The 20,010-nt window shown below is 72.8% G+C and carries 16 protein-coding genes; 3 read left to right on the forward strand and 13 right to left on the reverse strand.

The window, feature by feature from the left end:
• Window positions 1-108: 108 nt before the first annotated feature.
• Together NFR49_RS03890 and NFR49_RS03895 are read left to right on the forward strand one after the other, a co-directional pair.
• On the forward strand, window positions 109-2,460 hold the full coding sequence (locus NFR49_RS03890) for a tetratricopeptide repeat protein (RefSeq protein ID WP_251158343.1): 2,352 nt from the start codon (window positions 109-111) through the stop codon (window positions 2,458-2,460).
• Between the two features lie 144 nt (window positions 2,461-2,604).
• Window positions 2,605-4,725 carry a tetratricopeptide repeat protein gene (locus tag NFR49_RS03895; RefSeq protein WP_251158344.1) on the forward strand — a complete coding sequence of 707 codons (2,121 nt, stop codon included), beginning with the start codon at window positions 2,605-2,607 and terminating at the stop codon, window positions 4,723-4,725.
• A gap of 102 nt (window positions 4,726-4,827) precedes the next feature.
• Here the strand turns inward: NFR49_RS03895 and NFR49_RS03900 are convergent, their stop codons facing one another.
• Complete coding sequence (locus NFR49_RS03900) at window positions 4,828-6,234, reverse strand: Sapep family Mn(2+)-dependent dipeptidase (RefSeq protein ID WP_251158345.1); 1,407 nt, start codon at window positions 6,232-6,234, stop codon at window positions 4,828-4,830.
• Between the two features lie 132 nt (window positions 6,235-6,366).
• Between NFR49_RS03900 and NFR49_RS03905 the strand changes: the two genes are divergently transcribed.
• Entirely contained in the window at window positions 6,367-7,050 is a 684-nt protein-coding gene (locus tag NFR49_RS03905; RefSeq protein WP_251158346.1) for an HAD family hydrolase, read from the forward strand.
• Here NFR49_RS03905 and NFR49_RS03910 read toward each other — a convergent pair.
• The 12 genes from NFR49_RS03910 to NFR49_RS03965 form a co-directional block, all read right to left on the reverse strand.
• Window positions 7,037-7,723 carry a lysophospholipid acyltransferase family protein gene (locus NFR49_RS03910; RefSeq protein WP_251158347.1) on the reverse strand — a complete coding sequence of 229 codons (687 nt, stop codon included), beginning with the start codon at window positions 7,721-7,723 and terminating at the stop codon, window positions 7,037-7,039. The genes NFR49_RS03905 and NFR49_RS03910 overlap by 14 nt on opposite strands.
• On the reverse strand, window positions 7,720-8,877 hold the full coding sequence (locus NFR49_RS03915) for a glycosyltransferase (RefSeq protein WP_251158348.1): 1,158 nt from the start codon (window positions 8,875-8,877) through the stop codon (window positions 7,720-7,722). The genes NFR49_RS03910 and NFR49_RS03915 overlap by 4 nt, the downstream gene beginning before the upstream one ends.
• 204 nt (window positions 8,878-9,081) lie before the next feature.
• Window positions 9,082-9,285: a cold-shock protein gene (locus NFR49_RS03920; RefSeq protein ID WP_135978777.1), complete on the reverse strand. Its 204-nt coding sequence runs from the start codon at window positions 9,283-9,285 to the stop codon at window positions 9,082-9,084.
• Window positions 9,286-9,599: 314 nt separating this feature from the next.
• On the reverse strand, window positions 9,600-11,267 hold the full coding sequence (locus NFR49_RS03925; protein ID WP_251158349.1) for a formate--tetrahydrofolate ligase: 1,668 nt from the start codon (window positions 11,265-11,267) through the stop codon (window positions 9,600-9,602).
• Between the two features lie 50 nt (window positions 11,268-11,317).
• The gene (locus tag NFR49_RS03930; protein ID WP_251158350.1) at window positions 11,318-11,737 is read right to left on the reverse strand and encodes a hypothetical protein; all 420 of its coding nucleotides are present in this window, start codon (window positions 11,735-11,737) and stop codon (window positions 11,318-11,320) included.
• 28 nt (window positions 11,738-11,765) lie between these two features.
• Window positions 11,766-12,827: a Holliday junction branch migration DNA helicase RuvB gene (ruvB, locus tag NFR49_RS03935; protein WP_251158926.1), complete on the reverse strand. Its 1,062-nt coding sequence runs from the start codon at window positions 12,825-12,827 to the stop codon at window positions 11,766-11,768.
• The gene (ruvA, locus tag NFR49_RS03940) at window positions 12,827-13,462 is read right to left on the reverse strand and encodes a Holliday junction branch migration protein RuvA (RefSeq protein WP_251158351.1); all 636 of its coding nucleotides are present in this window, start codon (window positions 13,460-13,462) and stop codon (window positions 12,827-12,829) included. The genes ruvB and ruvA overlap by 1 nt, the downstream gene beginning before the upstream one ends.
• Window positions 13,463-13,472: 10 nt before the next feature.
• The gene (gene ruvC / locus NFR49_RS03945; protein WP_251158352.1) at window positions 13,473-13,976 is read right to left on the reverse strand and encodes a crossover junction endodeoxyribonuclease RuvC; all 504 of its coding nucleotides are present in this window, start codon (window positions 13,974-13,976) and stop codon (window positions 13,473-13,475) included.
• Between the two features lie 63 nt (window positions 13,977-14,039).
• A complete protein-coding gene (locus NFR49_RS03950; protein WP_251158353.1) occupies window positions 14,040-15,845 on the reverse strand; it encodes an NAD(+) synthetase in 1,806 nt (601 codons plus the stop codon).
• 654 nt (window positions 15,846-16,499) lie between these two features.
• Window positions 16,500-16,883: a desulfoferrodoxin family protein gene (locus tag NFR49_RS03955; RefSeq protein WP_251158354.1), complete on the reverse strand. Its 384-nt coding sequence runs from the start codon at window positions 16,881-16,883 to the stop codon at window positions 16,500-16,502.
• A 142-nt stretch (window positions 16,884-17,025) separates the two neighbouring features.
• Window positions 17,026-18,486 carry an amino acid permease gene (locus NFR49_RS03960; RefSeq protein ID WP_251158355.1) on the reverse strand — a complete coding sequence of 487 codons (1,461 nt, stop codon included), beginning with the start codon at window positions 18,484-18,486 and terminating at the stop codon, window positions 17,026-17,028.
• A 3-nt stretch (window positions 18,487-18,489) separates the two neighbouring features.
• On the reverse strand, window positions 18,490-19,938 hold the full coding sequence (locus NFR49_RS03965; RefSeq protein ID WP_251158356.1) for an APC family permease: 1,449 nt from the start codon (window positions 19,936-19,938) through the stop codon (window positions 18,490-18,492).
• Window positions 19,939-20,010 lie beyond the last annotated feature (72 nt).

Below are 20,010 nucleotides of genomic sequence, written 5' to 3' on the forward strand. Positions count from 1 at the left end.
AAGCCCCCGCCGCCGGCTCCGGCGGCCGGCGCCCCCGGGTCGGCGGGCGGCGCATATACTGTGGGTGGACCGGCGGGGAGGCCCGCCGGCACCGGGAGGGAGGGCTCCATGGACCTTCGCCGACGCATCGACTCCATGGGCGACGCCGCCCTCGGCTGGGCCGGGGCCGCCCTGCTCGGTTGCGGCGCCGTCCTCGCGTCGCTGCAGGACCCCGCCTGGGGCGCCCTCGCGGCGCTGCTCGGCTGCCTCGGCGGCCTCGCCTGCGGCGTGGGGGCGGGCAGGGCCTTCGCCCGCCGCGCCCTGCTGCCCGCCGGCCCTGCCGCGGAGACGCCCGCCACGCCCGCCGCCGCGTCCCGCGCACCCGCGGCCCCTGCCTCTGCCCCCGCCGCCGAGACCGGCTCCATCGACATGGACGCCCTCGCCGCGGCCCTCGCCGGGACCCCCGAGCCCGTGGTGGCGCTCGCCGGGCTCGTCCGCGACGTGCGGCTGCGCCAAGGCGCGGCCGACGGCGTCTTCGGCGGCGGCACGGCGCCCCTCCCCTGCGCCCTCGAGACCTTCCTCGCGGCCGAGCTCGAGGACGCCGACGTCTTCTCGCTGGGCGACGCCCCCGTGCGCGCCCGCGTGGCGCCCCGCACCGGGTGCCTGCGCCTCTCCTTCGCCGAGCCGCCCGAGGACCCCGCCGCCCCGCTCCGCCTGAGACGCGTCGAGACCGCGTTCAACCGGGCGCTCTTCTGCGACCGCCGGCTGGGCTGCTCCCCCGCCGGGGGCACGGACGCCTGCTACCGCTTCAGCGCGTCGGTGGAGGCCTCCGTGGCCGCCCAGGCGCCGTGGCGCAGGGACGGCGACGTCACCGGCGCGTCCGGGGAGTGGGACGTGCGGCGCGCCGTGTCGGAGGGGCTCGAGGAGTTCCAGCTCCCCTACCGGTTGGACGCCCGGTGGCGCGTCAACGCCGGGACCGGGGTCGTGGGGTTCTCCCTGGCCGCGCAGCCGGCCGACGCCATGGCCCGGCACATGTGGGTGGAGGGCCTCGGCCGCGTGGTGGAGACCACCGGCACCATGCGGCGCCGTGCGGCCGCCGAGCTCGCGTGCCGGGAGGCGCTGCTCCTCGCGTTCCACGTGTTCGACCGCTGCGACGGCGTGGGGCGCGTGTGGGTCCGCGTCGACCGCGGCCCCTCCTGCGTGCTCTCCGCCCAGATGACGCGGGCGTCCGTGGCCGACCTCGACCCGACGGCCCTGGGCGACCCCGTGGAGGCCGTGCGGCTCGCCGGCGGCTCCGTCTCCTGGAGCGGCGACGGACTCGACCCCGTGGCGCCCGGGTTCTCCCTCGACGACGAGGCCCTCTGCCCCCGGTGGCGCACGGAGGAGCCCGAGGGCTCGGACCGCCCGCTCCCCGAGCAGGCCCGGCGGGCGCTCGGGTCCCCCACCCTGGCGGGGCTCTCCCGCGACGCGGCGACGAGGCGCCACGCCCTCGCCGAGGGGATCGCGGCGGGGCTGGGCGGGTCGTGCGAGAGCAGCGTCTCGTTCCTGATGGGCGCGCTCGACGGCATCGACGACCCGGAGGTGCGCGAGGCCGTGCGCGGTCTCGTGGACGTGCTGCTCGAGGGCACCGTCGACGAATGCGACCCCATGGCCTTGGCCGTGGGGGTGACCCGCGTCGACGCCGTGCGCGACGCCATGGCCCGGGCCGCGGCCCACATCCACGGCGGCGACGGCGCGGCCGCCCTCTCCGAGGTGCAGGAAGCCCTGGCCCGCACCGAGGCCTGGGTGCCGGAGGGCGCCCGCTGCTTCTCCAACTACGTGGAGCGGAGCCTCTACAACCGGCTCGAGGGGGCCGACGGCGCCCAGGCGCCCCTCGTGCCCACCTCACGCCTGGCCGCGCACCTGCTGGCGTCGTCGCTCCTGGCCGCCACGGGCGACGGCGACGGCGCCATGGCCCACGCCTTCGCCGCCCGGGAGCTCGACCCCTTCGACCCGTCGGCGCACCTCGCCCTCGTGGCCCGCTACGAGGCCATGGGCGACATCCCCATGGCCATCTCCTCCTGCTGCGACCTCCTCGAGCGCGCCTACGAGCCCGCCGGGGCGGCCGTCGCCTACTACCGGCTCGCGTTCCTCTCGTGGCAGGAGGGGGACCTCGAGCTGGCCGACGCCTGCTACCGGCGCTCCATCGCCCTCAACACGCCCTGCGCCCTCATCGCCTCCCTCGAGCTCTCTGCCCTCGAGGCCCAGGAGGGCGTCGCGCCGGTGCCGGAGGGGGAGCAGGGGCGCGTGCTCGCGAGCCGCGGCGTCCCGGACGCCCCCACCGAGGCCGTGCGCTCCGCCGTCCGCGAGGCCGCCCGGGCCGCTGTGGAGGCGGGCGTCTTCCCCGTGGCCCGCGAGCTCGCCACGGCGGCGGCCCTCCTCGACAGCGACGAGGTGCTCCTGGGGCTGCGGGAGTCGCTGGAACAGCCCCACGGCGACTGACCCCCGTCCCAACACCCGGACACTTTTGTCCCACCCGGGCGGCCGGGGCGGCACACGCAAGGATCCCAATGCTGCACTGTCCCTTAAATACGGGACAGAAAAAGAGGGGAACGTACCCTGCGTACGAAAGCGCAGGGAGGATCCATGGCATCACGTGAGACGGGCTGGGGCGCGGCCGAGGGGACCATCGACCTCGACGGCCTTGTGGCCGCACTCGAGAGGGACCCCTTCCCCGTGGAGTCCCTGAAGTCCGTGCTCGGCGCCCTCCGCGTGGCGCATGCCCGCCGCACCTCCCCCACTCTCCCCGACGCCCTCTCCTCGTTCGTGGCCGAGCAGCTCGACGACGCAGGCCTGCTCGGCCTCGCCGACGACGCCCCCGCACGCCTCCGACCGAACGCCCGGTCGGGCCAGGTGCGCCTGGACGTCCAGGGGCCGGGCCTCGACGGGGAGGGCGTGCGGACCCTGCGGCGCGTGGAGTCGGCCCTCAACCGCGCCGTCTACGCCAAGCGCTGCCTCGGCCGCAGGCCCGGGACCTCGGTCTCCGAGCTCTACCTGCTCTCCGATGCCATCGAGCGTTCCGTCACCTGCGAGGCCGCCGGCATCGACACCGGCGCCGCCGGATACGGCGGCCGCGGCGAGTGGGAGGTGCGCCGGGCCGTGGCCCTAGGCATCCAGTCGCTCCGCCTCCCCTACCGTCTCGAGTGCCGCTTCAGACTCAACCTCGAGGCCGGCGTGGTGGCCCTCTCCTTCGGCACCGTGGACCCGGACGTCGTCGCACCCCGCGAGTGGTGCGAGGACGGCGGCACCCGCCGCACCACACGGGCGCGCCGCGAGCTCAGGGCCGCCAGGCTCTCGTGCCGAGAGGCCATGGTGCTCGCCGTCATGGCGCTCTCCACGTCGCCCCACCTCCGTGAGGCGTGGGTGCAGGCCGCAGACGGCGACGGCCGCCGCCTCATCTCCTGGCGCGCCACCCGCGCCGCCGTGGCGGCCCTCGACCTCGAGGGCCCCGGCGAGCGCCCCGAGGACGAGCTCGCTGCCCTGGGCGCGTCCGTCGACGCCCGCGACGGGCGCCTCCACCCCGTGACGCCGCGGTTCTCCATGACCGACCCGCTCCTCTGTCCCCCGTGGAGGGGCGACGAGCCCGAGACCTCCCGGCACTCCCTGGCGCCCGAGGTGGCCCGGGCCCTCGGCGCCTCGGCCATGGCCGACCTCGCCATCCGCGGGACCGCGCGCCGGGAGGCGGCCGCGGACCGCGTCTGCGCCGCCCTCGACGGCACCTGCTCCCACGCCGTGGCGGCCGTCCTCGAGGCCACGGCCCACGACGGCGACCGGGAGGTCCGCGCCGCGGGCCAGCGCGTCGTGCGATCCCTCATCGACGGCACCCTGGACGGCGGCGACCCCGGGGCCGTGCGCGACGCCCTCCTGGCCGACGGCGACCTCGGCCGCGCCGTGGCCGACGCCTTCTCGCTCCTCGCTTCCCCCGAGGGTGGCGACCCCGTGCAGGTGGAGCGGTGCGCCCGCGGGCTGGAGGGGCTCCTGGCGGCCGAGGAGGACGCCGAGCCCTACCGCGACGGCGCCGGCCACGTGTGGCGCTTCTTCAACACCTACGCCGAGCGCGGGCTCCACAACCGGCTGTCGGGCCCCGACGGCCGGGAGGTGCGCCTCGTCCCGGCGCCCTACTACCACGCCCACGGCGCCCTCTCGAGCCTCTCCATGCGCCTGGGCCGCGCCGACCGCGCCCTCGCGTTCGCCCTGCGCGCCGTGGAGCTCGACCCCATGGACGTCAACGCGCGCCTGAGGGCGGCCCGGTGCTACGAGCTCCTGGGCGACGCCCCCATGGCCGAGGCCACCGTCCGGGAGCTCCTGTCCCTCGCCCACGACCCCGACTCCATCTGTGCCGCCTACCTGCGCCTGGGCGGCGCGCTCCGCCAGGAGGGCGAGCTGCGCCTGGCCGACGCCAGCCTGCGCCACGCCCTGGCCGTGGGAGGCGTGTGCGCCCCGGCGGCCGCCAAGGCCCTCGGCGACCTCCAGGCCCGGGGCGGGTACGAGCCGGCCCCCGCCGGCACCGTCGCCGACGAGCTCGAGGGCGCCGGCATCCCCCTGGCCCCGGTGGCCCGGGTGGGCGAGGTCCTCGTGGACGGCGCGAAGGCGGCCGTGGACGCCGGCATCTTCCCCGTGGCCCGCGACCTCACGGCCCTCGTAGGCGTCCTCACCAAAGACGAGAGCCTGCTCACCGTGGCCCTCTCCATGGAGGCGGGCGCCTGACCCCGCCTCCGTCGGCTGCGACAGGGACGGAAAGGGGCGCCCCGGCCACGGCGGCCGGGGCGCCCTCCCGTTCGCGGGGCGCCGGTGCGACGGGCCCGACCCCTAGAGGTCGAGCTCCATGAGGCGCGCGATGGCGTCGATGTAGATGGAGAGCGAGTCGCGAAGGAGCTGCTCGGACACGCCCTCGTTGGGGCCGTGCATGCCGCCCACCCAGTCGGGGTTCACCATGTCGGTTTCCTCGGGGCCGAACGACGCGGCGTTCTTGAAGTCGCGGGCGTAGGTGCCGCCGCCGATGGTGAAGGGCTTCTTGTCCTTGCCGGTGTGGTCGTTGTAGGTCTGGATGAGGGTCTGGATCTCGGGGCTCGAGGGGTCGACGTAGAACGGAACGAGGGCGAGGTCCACCGTGAGGGTGCAGCCGTGCTCCTCGCCGAGCTTGGAGAGGACCTCCTCGATGTGCTCGGCCGTGGTGGACTTGGGGAAGCGGGCGTCGACGGTCTGCTTGAAGCGGCCGTCCTCGACCTCGATGGTGCCGCCGATGCAGGTGAGGGGCTCGAAGATGTCGTCGGTGGCGTCGATGCCCAGGGAGCTGCCGTCGGTGGTGGCGAAGATGAGGCGCTCGAGCTCGAGGAACGGGCGCTCCTCCTCGGAGTGGAGGTCGTTGTCCCAGAGGTAGTCCACCAGCATGCCGATGGCGTTCACCGTGCCCTCGGGCAGGGAGGCGTGGCCGCCCTTGCCGTGGGCCGTGAGGCGGGCCAGGCCGTCGCCGGCGTCCTCGACGTCGATGCCCTCGGCCGCGGGCAGGGAGGCGGCGTCGGCGCGCACGGTGACCTCGGCGAGGTCGGGGATGGCGTTGCCGGCGGTGCCGCCCTTGAAGTCCACGATGGTGCCGCCGGCCACGGGGCCGGAGGTGAAGGTGGCCGAGAAGCCGCCCTTCTCGCCGCAGCACACGGGGAACTCGGCGTCGGGGGTGAACAGGAACGCCGGCTGCTCGAAGTGCTCGTTGTAATAGTCCACGTCGCCGAGGCCGGTCTCCTCGTTGGCGCCGACGATGCAGCGCAGGGTGTAGGGCAGCTCCTCGCCGCGCTCCTTGAAGAAGTGGGCGGCCCAGAGGGTGAGGGCGAGCGGTCCCTTGTCGTCGAGGGTGCCGCGGCCCATCAGGTAGCCGTCCTTCACCGTGAGGGTGAACGGGTCGGTGTCCCAGCCGGTGCCCACGGGCACGATGTCCACGTGGGCGATGGTGGCCACCTGCCTCTCGCTCCTGCCGGGAAGGTCGGCGTAGCCGATGTAGCCCTCCACGTCGTGGGCGTCGAGACCCAGGCGCTCGGCGATGTTGAGCGCCGCGTCGAGGCCGGCCTTCGGGCCGGGGCCCCACGGGGCGCCGGGGGCGGCGGCGGAGAGGTCCTCCACCGAGTCGATGGCCACGAGGGTGGCGATGTCCTCGAGCACCTCGGGCCACACGCGCTCCACGTAGGCGTCGATCTCCTCGCGGGAGACCTTGGGCTCTTCCATGGCGTACCTCCTTTGCCGGCGCCCGAGGCGCCGCTTGTCCTGACGGCTTCCTTCATGGCCCATGAAACCACATCCAACCGGCCCGCGCTCGGCTATACTTCCCGCGTCCGCCGACCGACCACAGGAGCGCCCATGACCCTCACAGGCCCCGCCGACCTCGCCCCGGGACACACGCCCTTCACGGCCGCCATCTTCGACTTCGACGGCACGATCGCTGAGTCGTCCCACGTCTGGCGCCTCGTGGACGAGACGTTCCTCTCGCGCCGGGGCATCGCCTACGAGCCCGGCTTCTCCGCGCAGCTGGCGGCCCGGGGCTTCAAGGAGGGCGCCCGCTGGGTCATCGGGACCTACGGCCTCCCCGACACCGTGGAGCAGGTCTGCGACGAGTGGAACGACCTCGGCAGCGCCCTCTACCGCGACCAGGTGTGCCTGAGGCCGGGCGTCGAGGCCTACATCCGGGCCCTCCGCGCGGCCGGTGTGGCCTGCGCCCTCGCCACCAACAACGACGCCGCCGTGCTCGACGCCCTGAAGCCGCGGGTGGACGTCGACGCGCTGTTCGACCTCCGGGTGCACGGCGCCGAGGTGGGTCGCGACAAGCGCTGGCCCGACATCTACGTGGAGACGGCGCGCCGCATGGGCCGGGAGCCGGGGCGGACCGTTGTGTTCGAGGACATCCCCGCGGGGCTCCGCTCCGCCGCCTCGGCCGGGTTCACGGCCGTGGGCGTGCGCTCCGACGACCCCACCCAGGACCTCGACGCCGTGCGGGCCGAGGCCGCCCTCGTCATCGACGGCTGGGAGGGGCTCACGGCCCGGTAGGCCGGTCTCCGCCGGCGAGCCGTGCCTCGATGAAGGCGCGGCTCCGTCCCTCGAGCGAGCGCGCCCGCTCCCCGCGGCCGCCCGTCTCGCCGGGCTCGAGCGCCGGGCCCACCCATGCCTCCCAGCCGGGCCTCCCGCGCAGACGGTTGAGGCAGGGGACGTCGCGCTGCACGAGCGCCACCGGCACCACGGGCACACCCTCCATGACCGCGATGCGGAAGGCCCCCGCGGCCATGGGGCCGAGGGTGCGCGCGTAGGGGCTGAGACGGCCCTCGGGAAACACCCCCACGGCCTCGCCCGACGCCAGGGCCTCGTCCTCGCGGCGCAGCATCTCGCGGGTCTCGGCGAGGCTCGACCCCACGAACACCGTCCCCAGGGCGCGGACGACGGGCCCGTACAGGCGGTTCCTGCCGTTCTGCGCGAGGGAGAGGAACCTCACCACGGCGGGGCGGGCGGCCACGGCCACCATGGGGGCGTCGAGGACGCACACGTGGTTGGCCACCACCACGCAGTCGGAGAGGTCCGCGGCCGCCCCGGGGGCGCGGCGCACGCGGAACCCGTACCAGAGCCTCAGGTGCACGGAGAGGAGCGGCAGGACCGCCCGGTAGAGGGCCCGCCGACGACGGCGGCGCCCCGGGGTCTCGGCCGGGTTGAGGGGGCGGCCCCCGCTCATCGCGCGCCCGCCGCGGCGAGGCCGAGCGCCGCATCCTCCCCCACGGCGCCCTCGGCGAAGGCCGCGAACCGCTCGCAGCACCGCGAGACGCGCATGGACTCCCCCTCGGCGACGTAGCGCGCCGACATCCCGACGCGCTCGTCGGGGTGCTCGATCCACCAGTCGAGGCGGTCGGCGAGCGCCTGGGGGTCCCTGGCCGGGAAGAGGCTCTCCGGGGTGAGGGCGAAGGCCGCGGGCGCGCTCTGGGGCGCCTCGCCGATGACGGGCACGCAGCCGCAGGCCAGGGCCTCGAGGACCGAGATGGCCTCGATGTCGGCCACGGAGGCGTGCACGTAGAAGGGGCTCGCCTGCTCCAGCGCCACAAGCCCGGCCGCGTCGTGGAACTCGAATGACGGCGGTACCGGGAGCCGGGAGCCCAGGCGCTCGAGGGAGCGCCGGCGGGGGCCGGAGCCGCAGATGTGGAGCCTGATGCGGTCCCGGTGCCGGCTGAGGCCCACGGCACGCAGGATGGTCGCCTGGTTCTTCTCGGGGGCGAGGCGCCCCACGGTGACCACGTGCACCAGGCCGTCGGGGCCGAAGGTGGGCGCCGGGGCCCCGGCGGGGACGAAGGGCGAGGGCACGCCGTTGGAGATCACGGTGGTGCGGGCGCGGTAGCCGTGGTCCGCGAGGCGGCCCGCGATCATCTCGCTGGGGCAGTGGACGTGGCGCACGCCGTCGTAGAGCCAACGGCGGAACAGCGCGTACACGGCGTCGCACACCGGGGGCGCCCCGCCGATGCCGGCGTTGTAGGTGACGTTCTCGGGCTGCAGGTGGAAGGCCGCCGATGCGGCCACGCCGTGGGAGCGCGCCCACCGGAGGGCCGCCTGCTCCAGGGCGAACGGGAGGAAGAGGTGCACGAGGTCCACGCCCCCGAGGGCGCGGTCGAGCACGTCGGGGTCCGGCTCGCCGAACCGGAAGCCGCAGCGCGCCGACACCGGGGTCACCACGGGGATGCGGCGCTCCGGCACGGGGAAGGCGTCGTCCCCCTCGGCGCCCACGCCCACGAGGCGCACCTCGTGGCCCTGGGCCCTGAGGGCGCGAGCGTAGCGCCGGGCGGTCACGGAGGTCCCGTTGGAGTGGACCCCGAGGTCGTCCATGACGAAGGCGATGCGCACGGCGCGGCTCCTCTCGATGCGTCGGTCCCGGGGCGGCTCGGCCTTGGGGTGCGTCGACCCCTGGGCCGTCCCCGCTTTTCTCGGGGACTATGTACCCTCCCGGGCCCGCGGGACCCCGCAGGGCAGGCAAAATGAACGGGGGCCGCACCCGTTAGGATGCGGCCCCCGTACGGCGTGCCTTCAAGAGGCAGGTCAGACCCTACGCTACGCCTTGCGGACGTTGGAGGCCTGGAGCTTGCCGTTCTGGCCGGTGGTGATGTCGAACTCGACGACCTGGCCCTCGTCGAGGGTCTTGAAGCCGTCCATCTGAATCTCGGAGTAGTGGACGAACAGGTCGTCCCCGTCCTCGCGAGAGATGAAGCCGTAGCCCTTGTCCGGGTTGAACCACTTAACAGTACCGTGAGCCATGACGTGCCTTTCTTTCTGTTGCCCTTGGCTTAGGGCAACCATGGTGCGCGCATGCGCGCTTGAACAAACGCCCCGGGGTCAGACCCCGCAAGGGCATGGGTTAGTTTAACCGAAACCCCCGACCGCAGACCCAAGAACCGGGTCCAGGCACGGACGTTTTTGCGCACCGGGGCCCAAGACGCACGGGACGGGCCGTTGAACTGGGGATACCGCCCGGAGCAAAAGGTGGGGCCGGCACCGTGGCCGACCCCACCTCCGTCACATCTTCACTGAAAATCACCTTGACAACCCAACGACGGGCATCGATAGGAGGCCTAGAAGAGACCGGTGATGCGGCCCGTCTCGTCGATGTCGATGGACTCCGCCGCCGGGTGCCGGGGCAGGCCCGGCATGGTCATGATGGCGCCCGTGAGCACCACCGCGAACCCGGCGCCAGCGTCCACCTTGACCTCGCGGACCGTGATGCGGAACCCCTCGGGGGCGCCGAGCCTGGACTGGTCGTCCGTGAAGGAGTACTGCGTCTTGGCGATGCACACCGGCAGGTTCCCGAAGCCGTTGCGCTCGAGCTCGGCGAGCTGGCGGAGGGCCTGGGGCGTGAAGTCGATGCCGTCGGCGCGGTAGACGCGCCTGGCCACGGCCTCCACGGCGCGGCGCACGGGCGTGCCGCTGGGGTAGGCGTAGTCGAAGTCGTTGGGCTCCCCCACCAGGCGCAGGACCTCGCGGGCGAGCTCGAGGCCGCCCTCGCCGCCCTTGGCCCACACCTCGGAGAGGCGCACGTCCACGCCCTCCTTGCGGCAGGCCTCCTCCACGAGGGCGAGCTCGGCCTCGGTGTCCGTGGGGAACCGGTTGACCGCCACCACGCAGGGCAGCCCGTAGACGTCGCGCATGTTGGAGACGTGGCGCAGGAGGTTGGGCATGCCGGCCGCCAGGGCGTCGAGGTCCTCGGTGGCGAGGTCGGCCTTGGGCTGGCCGCCGTTGTACTTGAGGGCGCGGACCGTGGCCACCACGACCACGGCATCGGGGGCGAAACCGCCCATGCGGCAGGTGATGTCGCAGAACTTCTCGGCGCCGAGGTCCGCGCCGAAGCCCGCCTCGGTGATGGCGACGTCGCCGTAGTGCAGGGCCATGCGCGTGGCCATGACCGAGTTGCAGCCGTGGGCGATGTTGGCGAAGGGGCCGCCGTGCACGAAGGCCGGGGTGCCCTCGAGGGTCTGCACGAGGTTGGGCATGAGGGCGTCCTTGAGCAGGGCGCACATGGCCCCCTGGGCGTGGAGGTCGCCGGCCCGCACCGGCTCGCGGTCGAAGGTGTAGCCCACGACGATGCGCGCGAGGCGCTCCTTGAGGTCGGCGATGGAGGAGGACAGGCACAGCACGGCCATGACCTCGGAGGCCACCGTGATGTCAAAGCCGTCCTGGCGGGGCATGCCGTCGGCCACGCCGCCCAGGCCGTCCACGACGTTGCGGAGCTGGCGGTCGTTCATGTCAACGCAGCGGCGCCAGGTGATGCGGCGTGGGTCGATGCCGAGCTCGTTGCCCTGCTTGATGTGGTTGTCGATCATGGCGGCCAGGAGGTTGTTGGCCGCGCCGATGGCGTGGAAGTCGCCCGTGAAGTGGAGGTTGATGTCCTCCATGGGCACCACCTGGGCGTAGCCGCCGCCGGCCGCCCCGCCCTTGATGCCGAAGACCGGCCCCAGGGACGGCTCGCGCAGGGCCACCACGGCGTTGGTCCCGAGGCGCCGCATGGCGTCGGCCAGGCCGATGGTGGTGGTGGTCTTGCCCTCGCCGGCGGGCGTGGGGTTGATGGCGGTCACGAGGACGAGCTTGGCCCGGTGGCCGCCCCCCTCGCGCAGGACCCCGATGTCCACCTTGGCCTTGTCGCGGCCGTAGGGGACGAGGTCCTCCTCGGGGATCCCGAGCCGTGCGGCGACGTCGGCTATGGGGTCGGGGTTGGCCGCCTGGGCGATCTCGATGTCAGAAGGCATGTCTCTCCCATCTCGTCGTGCGAACGGTGAGCCCCCATGCTCCGTGCGACCTAGCCGATGCCGGCCTCGCTGCGCGCCTGCTGGATGTCGCGGTCGACCTCGGCGTACTGCTCGGGCACGACGTCGCGGCTCACGCCGAAGGCCAGGGCCACGGCGCGGGCCTGGTCGCGGCGGAGGCGCGCGGTGTCGCGGTCGCCCGAGATGAGCGAGGCGTCGGCCAGCGCGTTGAGGACGTAGGCCACGAAGTCGCCCACGGCCTCGCCGTTGCCCCCGAGCCGCATCATGGTGACCATGGAGTCGGGCGCGAGGGAGAGGAACATCGCCGGGTCGAGCTCCATGAGCTCGCCGAGGGCGTCCTCGGTCTCCGACACGCCCTCGGCGGAGCGCAGCACGACGGCGTCGCGCAGCGTCTCCGACGTGCGCTTGGTGAACGACTCTATGACCTTGGCCAGGTAGTCTCTCTGCAGCATGGTTCTCCTATCCTACACCGGTTCGATTTCAGGAAACCGGCGGTGCGACCGACAGGTGCTCGAAGGCGGCCAGGGTGGCCTGGCGCCCCTGGGGGGTGCGGACCATGAGCCCCTGCTGGAGCAGGAACGGCTCGTAGACCTCCTCGATGGTGGAGGGGTCCTCCCCCACCGCGCTCGCCAGGGTGGACAGCCCCACGGCGCGGCCGCGGAACGTCTCGGCCAGGGCCCGCAGGATCTTGGTGTCCATCCAGTCGAGGCCCAGCTCGTCTATCTCGAAAAACGCCAGGGCCTCGGCGGCCACCTGCCATGTGACCGAGCCCTGGGCGCGCACCTGGGCGTAGTCGCGCACGCGCTTGAGGAGGCGGTTGGCCAGGCGCGGCGTGCCGCGGCTCCGGCTGGCCACCTCCTGGGCGCCGGGGAGGTCGATGTCCACGCCCAGGATACCCGCGGAGCGCAGCACGATCTGGGTGAGCTCGTCCACCGTGTAGTAGTCGAGCCGGTACGAGATGCCAAAGCGATCCCGCAGCGGGCCCGTGAGCAGGCCTGTGCGCGTGGTGGCGCCCACGAGCGTGAAAGGCGGGATCTCGAAGCGCATGGAGCGGGCGCCGGGGCCGTCGCCCATGATGATGTCCAGGAAGAAGTCCTCCATGGCCGAGTAGAGGATCTCCTCCACGTTGCGGCTCAGGCGGTGGATCTCGTCGATGAACAGGACGTCGCCCTCCCCGAGGTTGGTGAGGGTGGCCGAGAGCTCCACGGGGCGCGTGATGGCCGGCCCCGACGTGGTGTGCAGCGTGCCGCCCATCTCGTTGGCCACGACGGCCGCCAGCGTGGTCTTGCCCAGGCCCGGCGGGCCCGAGAAGAGCACGTGGTCAAGGGGCTCGTTGCGCGAGGACGCGGCGTCGATGAGCACCCGGAGGTTCTCCTTCACGCGGCTCTGGCCGCAGTAGTCCTCGAGGGTCTGGGGCCTGAGGCCGCGCTCGATGTCGAGGTCCTCGGCCGCGAGGTCCGCCGACACCGGGCGCCGCTGGCCCGTCACGTGGTTGCCGGCGCCGTCGGCGAAGAGGTCCCTGCCGGCCTCGGCCTCCCACATCACGGGCGGCCCCCGATGCGCTTGAGGGCGTAGCGCACCGCCTGCTCGACGGTGGCGTCGTCGGGCAGCCCCTCGAAGACGACCTCCGCCTCCTGGGGCGTGAGGCCCATGGCGAGGAGCGCCGCCGTGGCCTCCTCGACCACGGAGGGGCCGCCCGCGGGCGCCGGGCCCGCGCCCACGAGGTCGAGGGGCGTGGCGGCGGAGGCGATGGCCTTGAGCTCGGGGTCCTTGGAGAAGGCCTGGGCGAGGTCGAGCAGGAGCCGGGGCGCGGACTTCTTGCCCACGCCCGGCACCGCCGTCATGCGGCCCACGTCCTGGCACGCCACCACCTCGGCGAGCTGCCGGGGCGTGAACGACGAGAGGATCTTGAGCGCCAGGGCCGGGCCCACCTTGGGGATCTGCACCAGGCGGTCGAACACGGCTCGCTCCTCGCGGGTGGAGAAGCCGAACAGCGCCACGGCGTTCTCGCTCACCCGGAGCCGGGTGAGGAGCGTGACGCCCGGCGTGCCCGGGGCCGGGAGGTCGGCCGCCGTGGTGCGGGAGACGCCGAGCTCGTAGCCCACGCCGCGCACGTCGAGCACGACGGCGCCCGGCTGCGAGGCATCGACGACGGTGCCGGTGAGCTGTGCGATCAAATGGGGCCTCCTATCGGGGAACGGCCACGCGGGCCTTGGCGAGCGTGCGCTCCAGGTGGGCGTGGCACACGGCGGCGGCGAGGGCGTCGGCGCAGTGGTCCGGTTTGGGGTCGTGGTCCAGGGCGAGCACCGTGCGCACCATGTAGGTCACCTGGTGCTTGTCGGCCGCGCCCGTGCCGGCCACGGCCTGCTTGATCTGCATGGGGGTGTACTCGCCGATGGCGCAGCCGGCGGTGGCGCAGGCCACGAGGGCGGCCCCGCGTGCATGGGCCGTGGCGATGGCGCTCTTGGTGTTCTGGCCGAAGAAGATCTGCTCGATGGCGACGTCCGTGGGATGGAACCGCTCTATCACCTGGGCGAGCTCGCTGTGGATGGCGCCCAGGCGCTCGGGCAGCGGGTCGTGGGCCTTGGTGGCGACGCAGCCGTAGGCGCGGGCGCGGCAGAGGGTGCCGCGGGTCTCCACGACGCCCCAGCCCGTGTGGGCCAGGCCCGGATCTATGCCCAGAATGACCACCGCGCCTCCCGCGAACAGACGTTCTACAGAGCCTCCAGTGTAGCACGGGGAGCGCGGCGGCGCTCAGTTCTTGGAGAAGAGGCCCGACCCCCAGATGTCGTCGCCGTCGGTGGAGAGGCCCCCGCCGAGGGCGAAGTCGCGCAGGTAGCCGCGGATGTCGGTGGGCATGGCGGCCTCCGCCGGGTCGGGCACCGAGGCCTCCACGCCGGCGATGGCCTGGAACCGCCCGATGAGCTCCGCCACGTCGTCCGCCGGCTCGCCGTCGTCGGAGAAGACGCCGTCGAGCTCCTCGTCGGTGCGCACGCGGTCGTCCCAGTGGCACGAGAGCGGCATCCGGTGCTCCACGAGGGAGCGGTCCGACAGCACGGGGCCCACGGGGCAGGTGCGGCGCCCGAGCTCCGAGGCGATGACGCGCGAGAGGACGGCCCGGGCCTCGTCGGGGGGCGTCCCCGCGCGCACGAGGTCCGTGAGCGACTCGCCGCGCTCGATGACCCTGAGCAGCAGGGAGTCGATGTCCGACAGCGCGCGGGCCTTGGAGCGCAGGCGCGGCAGGGCCACGATGCCGGCGGGCACCTCGAGACGCGCCTGGACGGTGCGGGGCACCACCGGGCTCTTGAGGTTGCGGTCGGACACGAGGGCGGCGAGGTCGGTGCGGTAGACGTCCGAGAAGGGCGCGAACAGGGCGCCGTGGTAGTCGTCGGGGTCCTGGCCCACGGCGAGGGCGGTCTTGTCCACCGAGGTGAGCGGCAGGAGGCGCTCGTCGGGGAAGATGCGCGGGGCGATGGCGCGGGCGAACCGGCACCAGAGCGACGGCGAGGCGTCGCCGAGGAGCTCCCCCACGGCCGAGAGGGTCTCCGCGGGCACCTCCTCGCAGCCGATGCGCAGGTTGGAGGCCAGCCGGCGGGCGTCGGCCACGGCGTCCCCGCCCATGGCCGGCACGATGAGCCCGTGCACCCGGGTGGGGCCGAGGGCGTCCACGGAGAGCGCGGCGAGGGCGCAGGAGAGGAGGTCGCCCGTCATGGGCAGCCACACGCCGTCCCACCCCTGCTTCTCCACGAAGTCGCGGAGGGTCACCGTGAGGGCACTCCAGAGCGAGCGCATGCGGTGGTACGAGGGCGGCGCCACCGGGTCCTCGAGGGGGCCCTCGGCGAGGGGCTCCACCTCGGTGACGGAGGCGGCCTCCTCGAAGGCGGGCAGCACGCAGGCGAGCTCGCCCCACGGCGCGAGGATGAACGAGCCGCCGGCGTAGGCCATCTCGTCCTGGGCCCCCACGGAGTTCACGGCCACGAGCCAGCTGTTGGCGCGCGTGGCGTCCTGGAGGTAGAAGCCGTCGCCCACAGAGCTGGCCATGGACGTGGCCTCGTCGTCCGTGTTGTAGCCCTCGAAGGGCAGGTAGACGATGACGTCGGCGTTCTCGACCCCTTGGGAGTAGGCGTCCAGGCCAGCGAAGTCGAAGGCCACGCCGAAGTCCGTGTCGCCCAGCTGGAACTGCACGGCGGGCTCCTCCGCGGGCATGGAGCCGCGGGCGTTGACGTTGGCCAGGTAGGAGGCCATGCGCAGGGGCACGATGCGACCCTCGTGGATGTAGGCCACCTCGGGCACCGGGGCGCCGGCGAACTCGAAGACGAACGGCACGAGCGACGGCACGGAGCAGCCGTCGGCGAGGCTGTCGAGGGCCGCGGCGACGTCCGCCTGGAAGCCCTCGGCGTTGAGCAGGGTCTGGGGGTCGTAGCCGGTGAGCACGCAGGCCGGGTACACGGCGAGGTCGGCCCCCTGGCGCGCGAAGGCGCGGTCGTGGGCGAGAACCCTCTCGACCGTGTCCTCGAAGGCGCCCATGGTCGCGTTCATCTGGGCAATGGCTATCTTCATGGAAAGCCTCCCTCCCTTGGCCCCAAGCATACCCCACGGGCACAAACCGCGTGATAGCGCCCAATGGAATTGAGGAGGTCCCGCCATACATAGACGTATCCACCGCTGCAGGCGGAGCCCTGGGCAGGGCCATTCACCCGGACACTTTTGTCCCACCTCGCCGACGCGGGGCGGACCCGGTCCGGGGCCGCGGCGACGTGCGAGGGGCGCGGCGTGCGGCGGGGCGGAGTGCCGAGGCTGTATGCGGCGGGGCCACCCTGTAGGGGCTGCATGCGGCGGGGCCGCCCTGTAGGGGCACCCTGCAACGGGGTGTTGCGGCAGGGGCCCGCTGCGGGGCGGCGGGTCGCGCGTCGGGGCGCCTTTGCGTGCCGAAACCCGCCCTCCAAGACCCCCTTGCGGCAAAAATGCGTTGGAGGGCGCACGGCAACGCGGGCCCGCGCCAGAGGGGCGTTGCAGGGCGGCCCTGCAGGGCGCCGTTGCGGAGACGCCCCGCCTCAGGCCACAGGCCCCGCCGCGGCCGTCACAGCCCCCGGCAGGCAGAGAGGCCCCGGCGGCACGGTCGCCACCGGGGCCTCCCATCACGATCGCAATAGGGGAAGTGACAGATGGGCCAGGCACCCCTGTCACGTCATGCGCGCCGGGAAGGGGCGCGGCCTAGAACTCCTGCTTCCACAGGCCGTGGAGGTTGCAATACTCGTAGGCGGTGCCGTGCTCGATGCCCTTGCCGTTGAAGGTGAGCTCGGGGGCCTCGCCGGGCTTGAGGTACTTGATCATGACGTTGCCCTCGGGGTCCACGACGGAGGCCCACTGGATGTAGTGGGCGTCGAGCATGGGGTGGTCGGCGGAGCCGATGTGCACCACGATGTCGTCGCCGTCGCGGGTGACGACGGGGACGTGCTTCTCGGTGGCGGCGTCGGTGGAGTCGGCGACGAGGAGCTCCATGGGCTCCCCGCAGCACACCGGCGTCACGCCGCCGTCCTGCACGGTGTAGAAGATGTTGCCGCAGTGGTTGCAGCGCCAGAACTTGATGTCTGCCATGGTCGGGTCCTTTCGTCTGTCGGGGGCCGGTCCGGCCCCCGCGATCCTTGACTGTCTACCACCGGTCGCCCCGCCCATGCGCCGCGCGGGAACGCCCAGAAGAAATCCAGACCCTCCCCCGGCGCACCGGGCGGCGCCGGCGTCACGGGACGATGAGCACGACGCCAGCCACGGCGGCCGCGAGCACGCAGAGCGCGAGCACCCGCTCGCCACGCGGCAGCCGCTCGCCCCGGCGCGCCCAGAGGTACACCGGGAGTCCCGCCGCATAGAGGATGCAGGCCACGGCCAGGAGCTGCACGCCGGCCTCCAGCACGAGGTAGGCGGAGAAGAGCGACCCGAGGGCGCCCGTGACGAGGCCCGAGCTGCGCCCGGTGGCGCCTCCCCAGGGGCCCCGGAGCGCCAGCTTGAGGAGGAACAGGCAGCACACGAGGTAGCAGGGCATGGCCATGACCGCCGTGATGTTGACCATGGCCGACCACGCGGCCCCCGAGAGGAAGTGCGCGGCCACGAGCATGCACTGGATCAGGACGCAGGTCACGAAAAGCGAGAAGGTGGGGGCGCCGAACCGGTTCTCCCGCGCGAAGGCCGCGGGGAACACGTGGTCGCGGGCGGCGAACAGCGGCATCTGCCCGAGCATCACGGTCCACACGAGCCACGCCGAGAGGAGCGACACCACGACGCCAGCCTTCACCACGGCGGAGGCCCATCCCATCCCGAGGGCGTCGAGGATGGAGGCCATGGAGGGGCTCGCGGCGGCGGCGACCTGGTCCTGGGTGAGGCAGCCGAAGGGCAGGAGCGACACGAGCACGTAGAGCACGAGCACCACGACGTAGCCGGCCACCGTGGCGGCTGAGACGGCTTTGGCGCTCTTGGCCTCCCCCGACACGACGACCGCGCCCTCGACGCCTATGAAGAGGAAGAGCGTCACCGTCATGGTGTCGCCGACCTGATGGGAGAAGGCCGCGGGCTCCAGGCCCGCGAGGCCGGCCGAACCGGCCAGGTGCTCCCCCGCAAAGGCGAGGGAGAACCGCGACGCCAGCAGGCAGGCGAACAGCACGATGGGCACCACCTTGCAGACGGTGCCCACGACGTTGATGGCGGCCGAGCTCTCGGCGCCGCGGCGCGCGAGGAGGAACATCGCCCATGTGACGCACGAGGAGAGGGCCACGGACGCCCAGTTGCTGCCGTCGCCGAACACGCCCGGGAAGACGGCGTCCAGGGTGGCCGGCAGCAGCACGCCGTAGGCCACCATGGCGAAGATGTTGCAAACCCAGTAGCCGTAGGCCACGAGGTAGCCGGCCAGCGGCCCGAAGCCCCGCTCGGCGTAGGTGTAGATGCCGTTCTTGAGCTCGGGCTGCTGAAGCGACAGCACGCGGAACGTGTTGACGACGAAGACCATGCCCACGCCGGTGACGACCCAAGCGAGGGCGACGGCGGCGGGGCCCGAGGTCTCGGCCACGGACTTGGGGAGGTTGTAGACCCCTCCCCCGAGCATGGCCGAGACCACCAGGCACACCAGGCCGATGAAGCCTATGCGACGGGCGGGACGGGTGGGTGTGCCGCCCGTCGGGGCCGCGCCCGCGGCGGTGCCTCTCTCACCCACGGATCAGCCGAAGTCGATCTCGTGCTTGAACACACGGGTCTGGACCAGGTAGTAGATGACGCCGAGAAGCACCCAGCCCCAGCCCATGAAGAGGATCTGGGGGTCGATGGAGAACAGGATGGCCCCGGTGACCAGGGCGCCGAGGACGGGCAGCACGGCGGAGCGCCAGAACGGCAGCTTGACCTGCTTGCGGCCGAAGGCGTACCAGATGACGCAGATGTTGAGCAGGCAGTAGGTGGACAGGGCGCCGAAGTTGCTGAGCTTTGCCACCTGGGTCATGCCGAGCGGGATGAGGAAGAGCAGCATGACCAGGGACAGGGCGCACACGAAGAGCGTGGCCACCTGGGGCACGCCGGTCTTCTTGTCCATGATGCCGAGCTCCTTGGGCAGGGCGCCCGAGCGGCTCATGACGTACAGCACGCGCGAGATGGAGGTGGTGGCGGTGAGGCCGGTGAAGGCGCCGAGGGCGATGGCGTTGGCGACGGCGCAGACCACGCCGAACCAGGGGCCGCCCACGGTGCCGGCGAGCAGGTAGAAGCCGGTGTCGGCATGGCCGGCCATGATGGAGCCGGTGGGGTCGACGCAGGTGGCCACATAGCACATGCCCACGAACATGCAGGCGAGGATGACCACGATGATGAGCATGGACTTGGCCGGCCCCTTCTTGGGGTCCTTGGCCTCCTCGGTGAGCGTCGCCACGCAGCCGAAGCCCACGAACGACATGGCGCCGAGGGAGACGGAGCCCATGAGGCTCTTGGGCTCGATCTTGGACGGGTCGACGAGGGCCGTGAGGGTGAAGCCGCTCGTGGCAGGGTGCCCGAAGATGTAGACGACGCCGAAGACGATGAACATGGCGAAGACCACAATCTCGCAGACCAGGGCGACCTTCTCGACCTTGATGGCGTTGCCGAGGCTGCGGATGGACAGGCACGTCACGAACGTGAGGAAGATGAGGCACCAGGCCCACACCGGTACCTCAGGGAGGTACTGGTTCAGCGCCTGACCGGCCTGGATGAACATGAGGTCGGGCGTGATGAGATACTGCAGGAGCATGAGCCAGCCCGCGACGAAGCCCACGGCGGGCGAGATGGTCTGGCTGGCATAGGTGTAGATGGAGCCCGACGACGGGAACAGCGGGATCATCACGCCGAAGGAGAAGACCGTGAAGAGCATGCCCACGGCGCCGATGAGGTAGGACAGGGCGGGCATGCCGTTGGAGGTCTGGAAGATGGAGGCGTAGAGGGCGAAGGGCGCGATGGGCACCATCATGATCATGCCGTAGGACACCATGTCCTTGATGCCCAGCCTCTTGGGCGCCGGTATTTTCTTCTCCGGCGTCACAGGGGGCTTGCCGCCCTGGGTCTCGGGGTCGTGGTGGTACCTGAGACCACGCTCGCCCGGGACCGCGACGGTCGTGGCGGACGCTCTCTCCTCCTGGGTGCTCTGGGCCATTTCAGCCTGCTTTCTTGTCTGGTCCGGAAAGGCGCCGGCCGGGACTGGTCCGACCGGCGCCGAGGTGTTTCC

It is taken from the genome of Caniella muris (assembly GCF_943193035.1).
GTDB lineage: Bacteria > Actinomycetota > Coriobacteriia > Coriobacteriales > Atopobiaceae > Granulimonas > Granulimonas faecalis.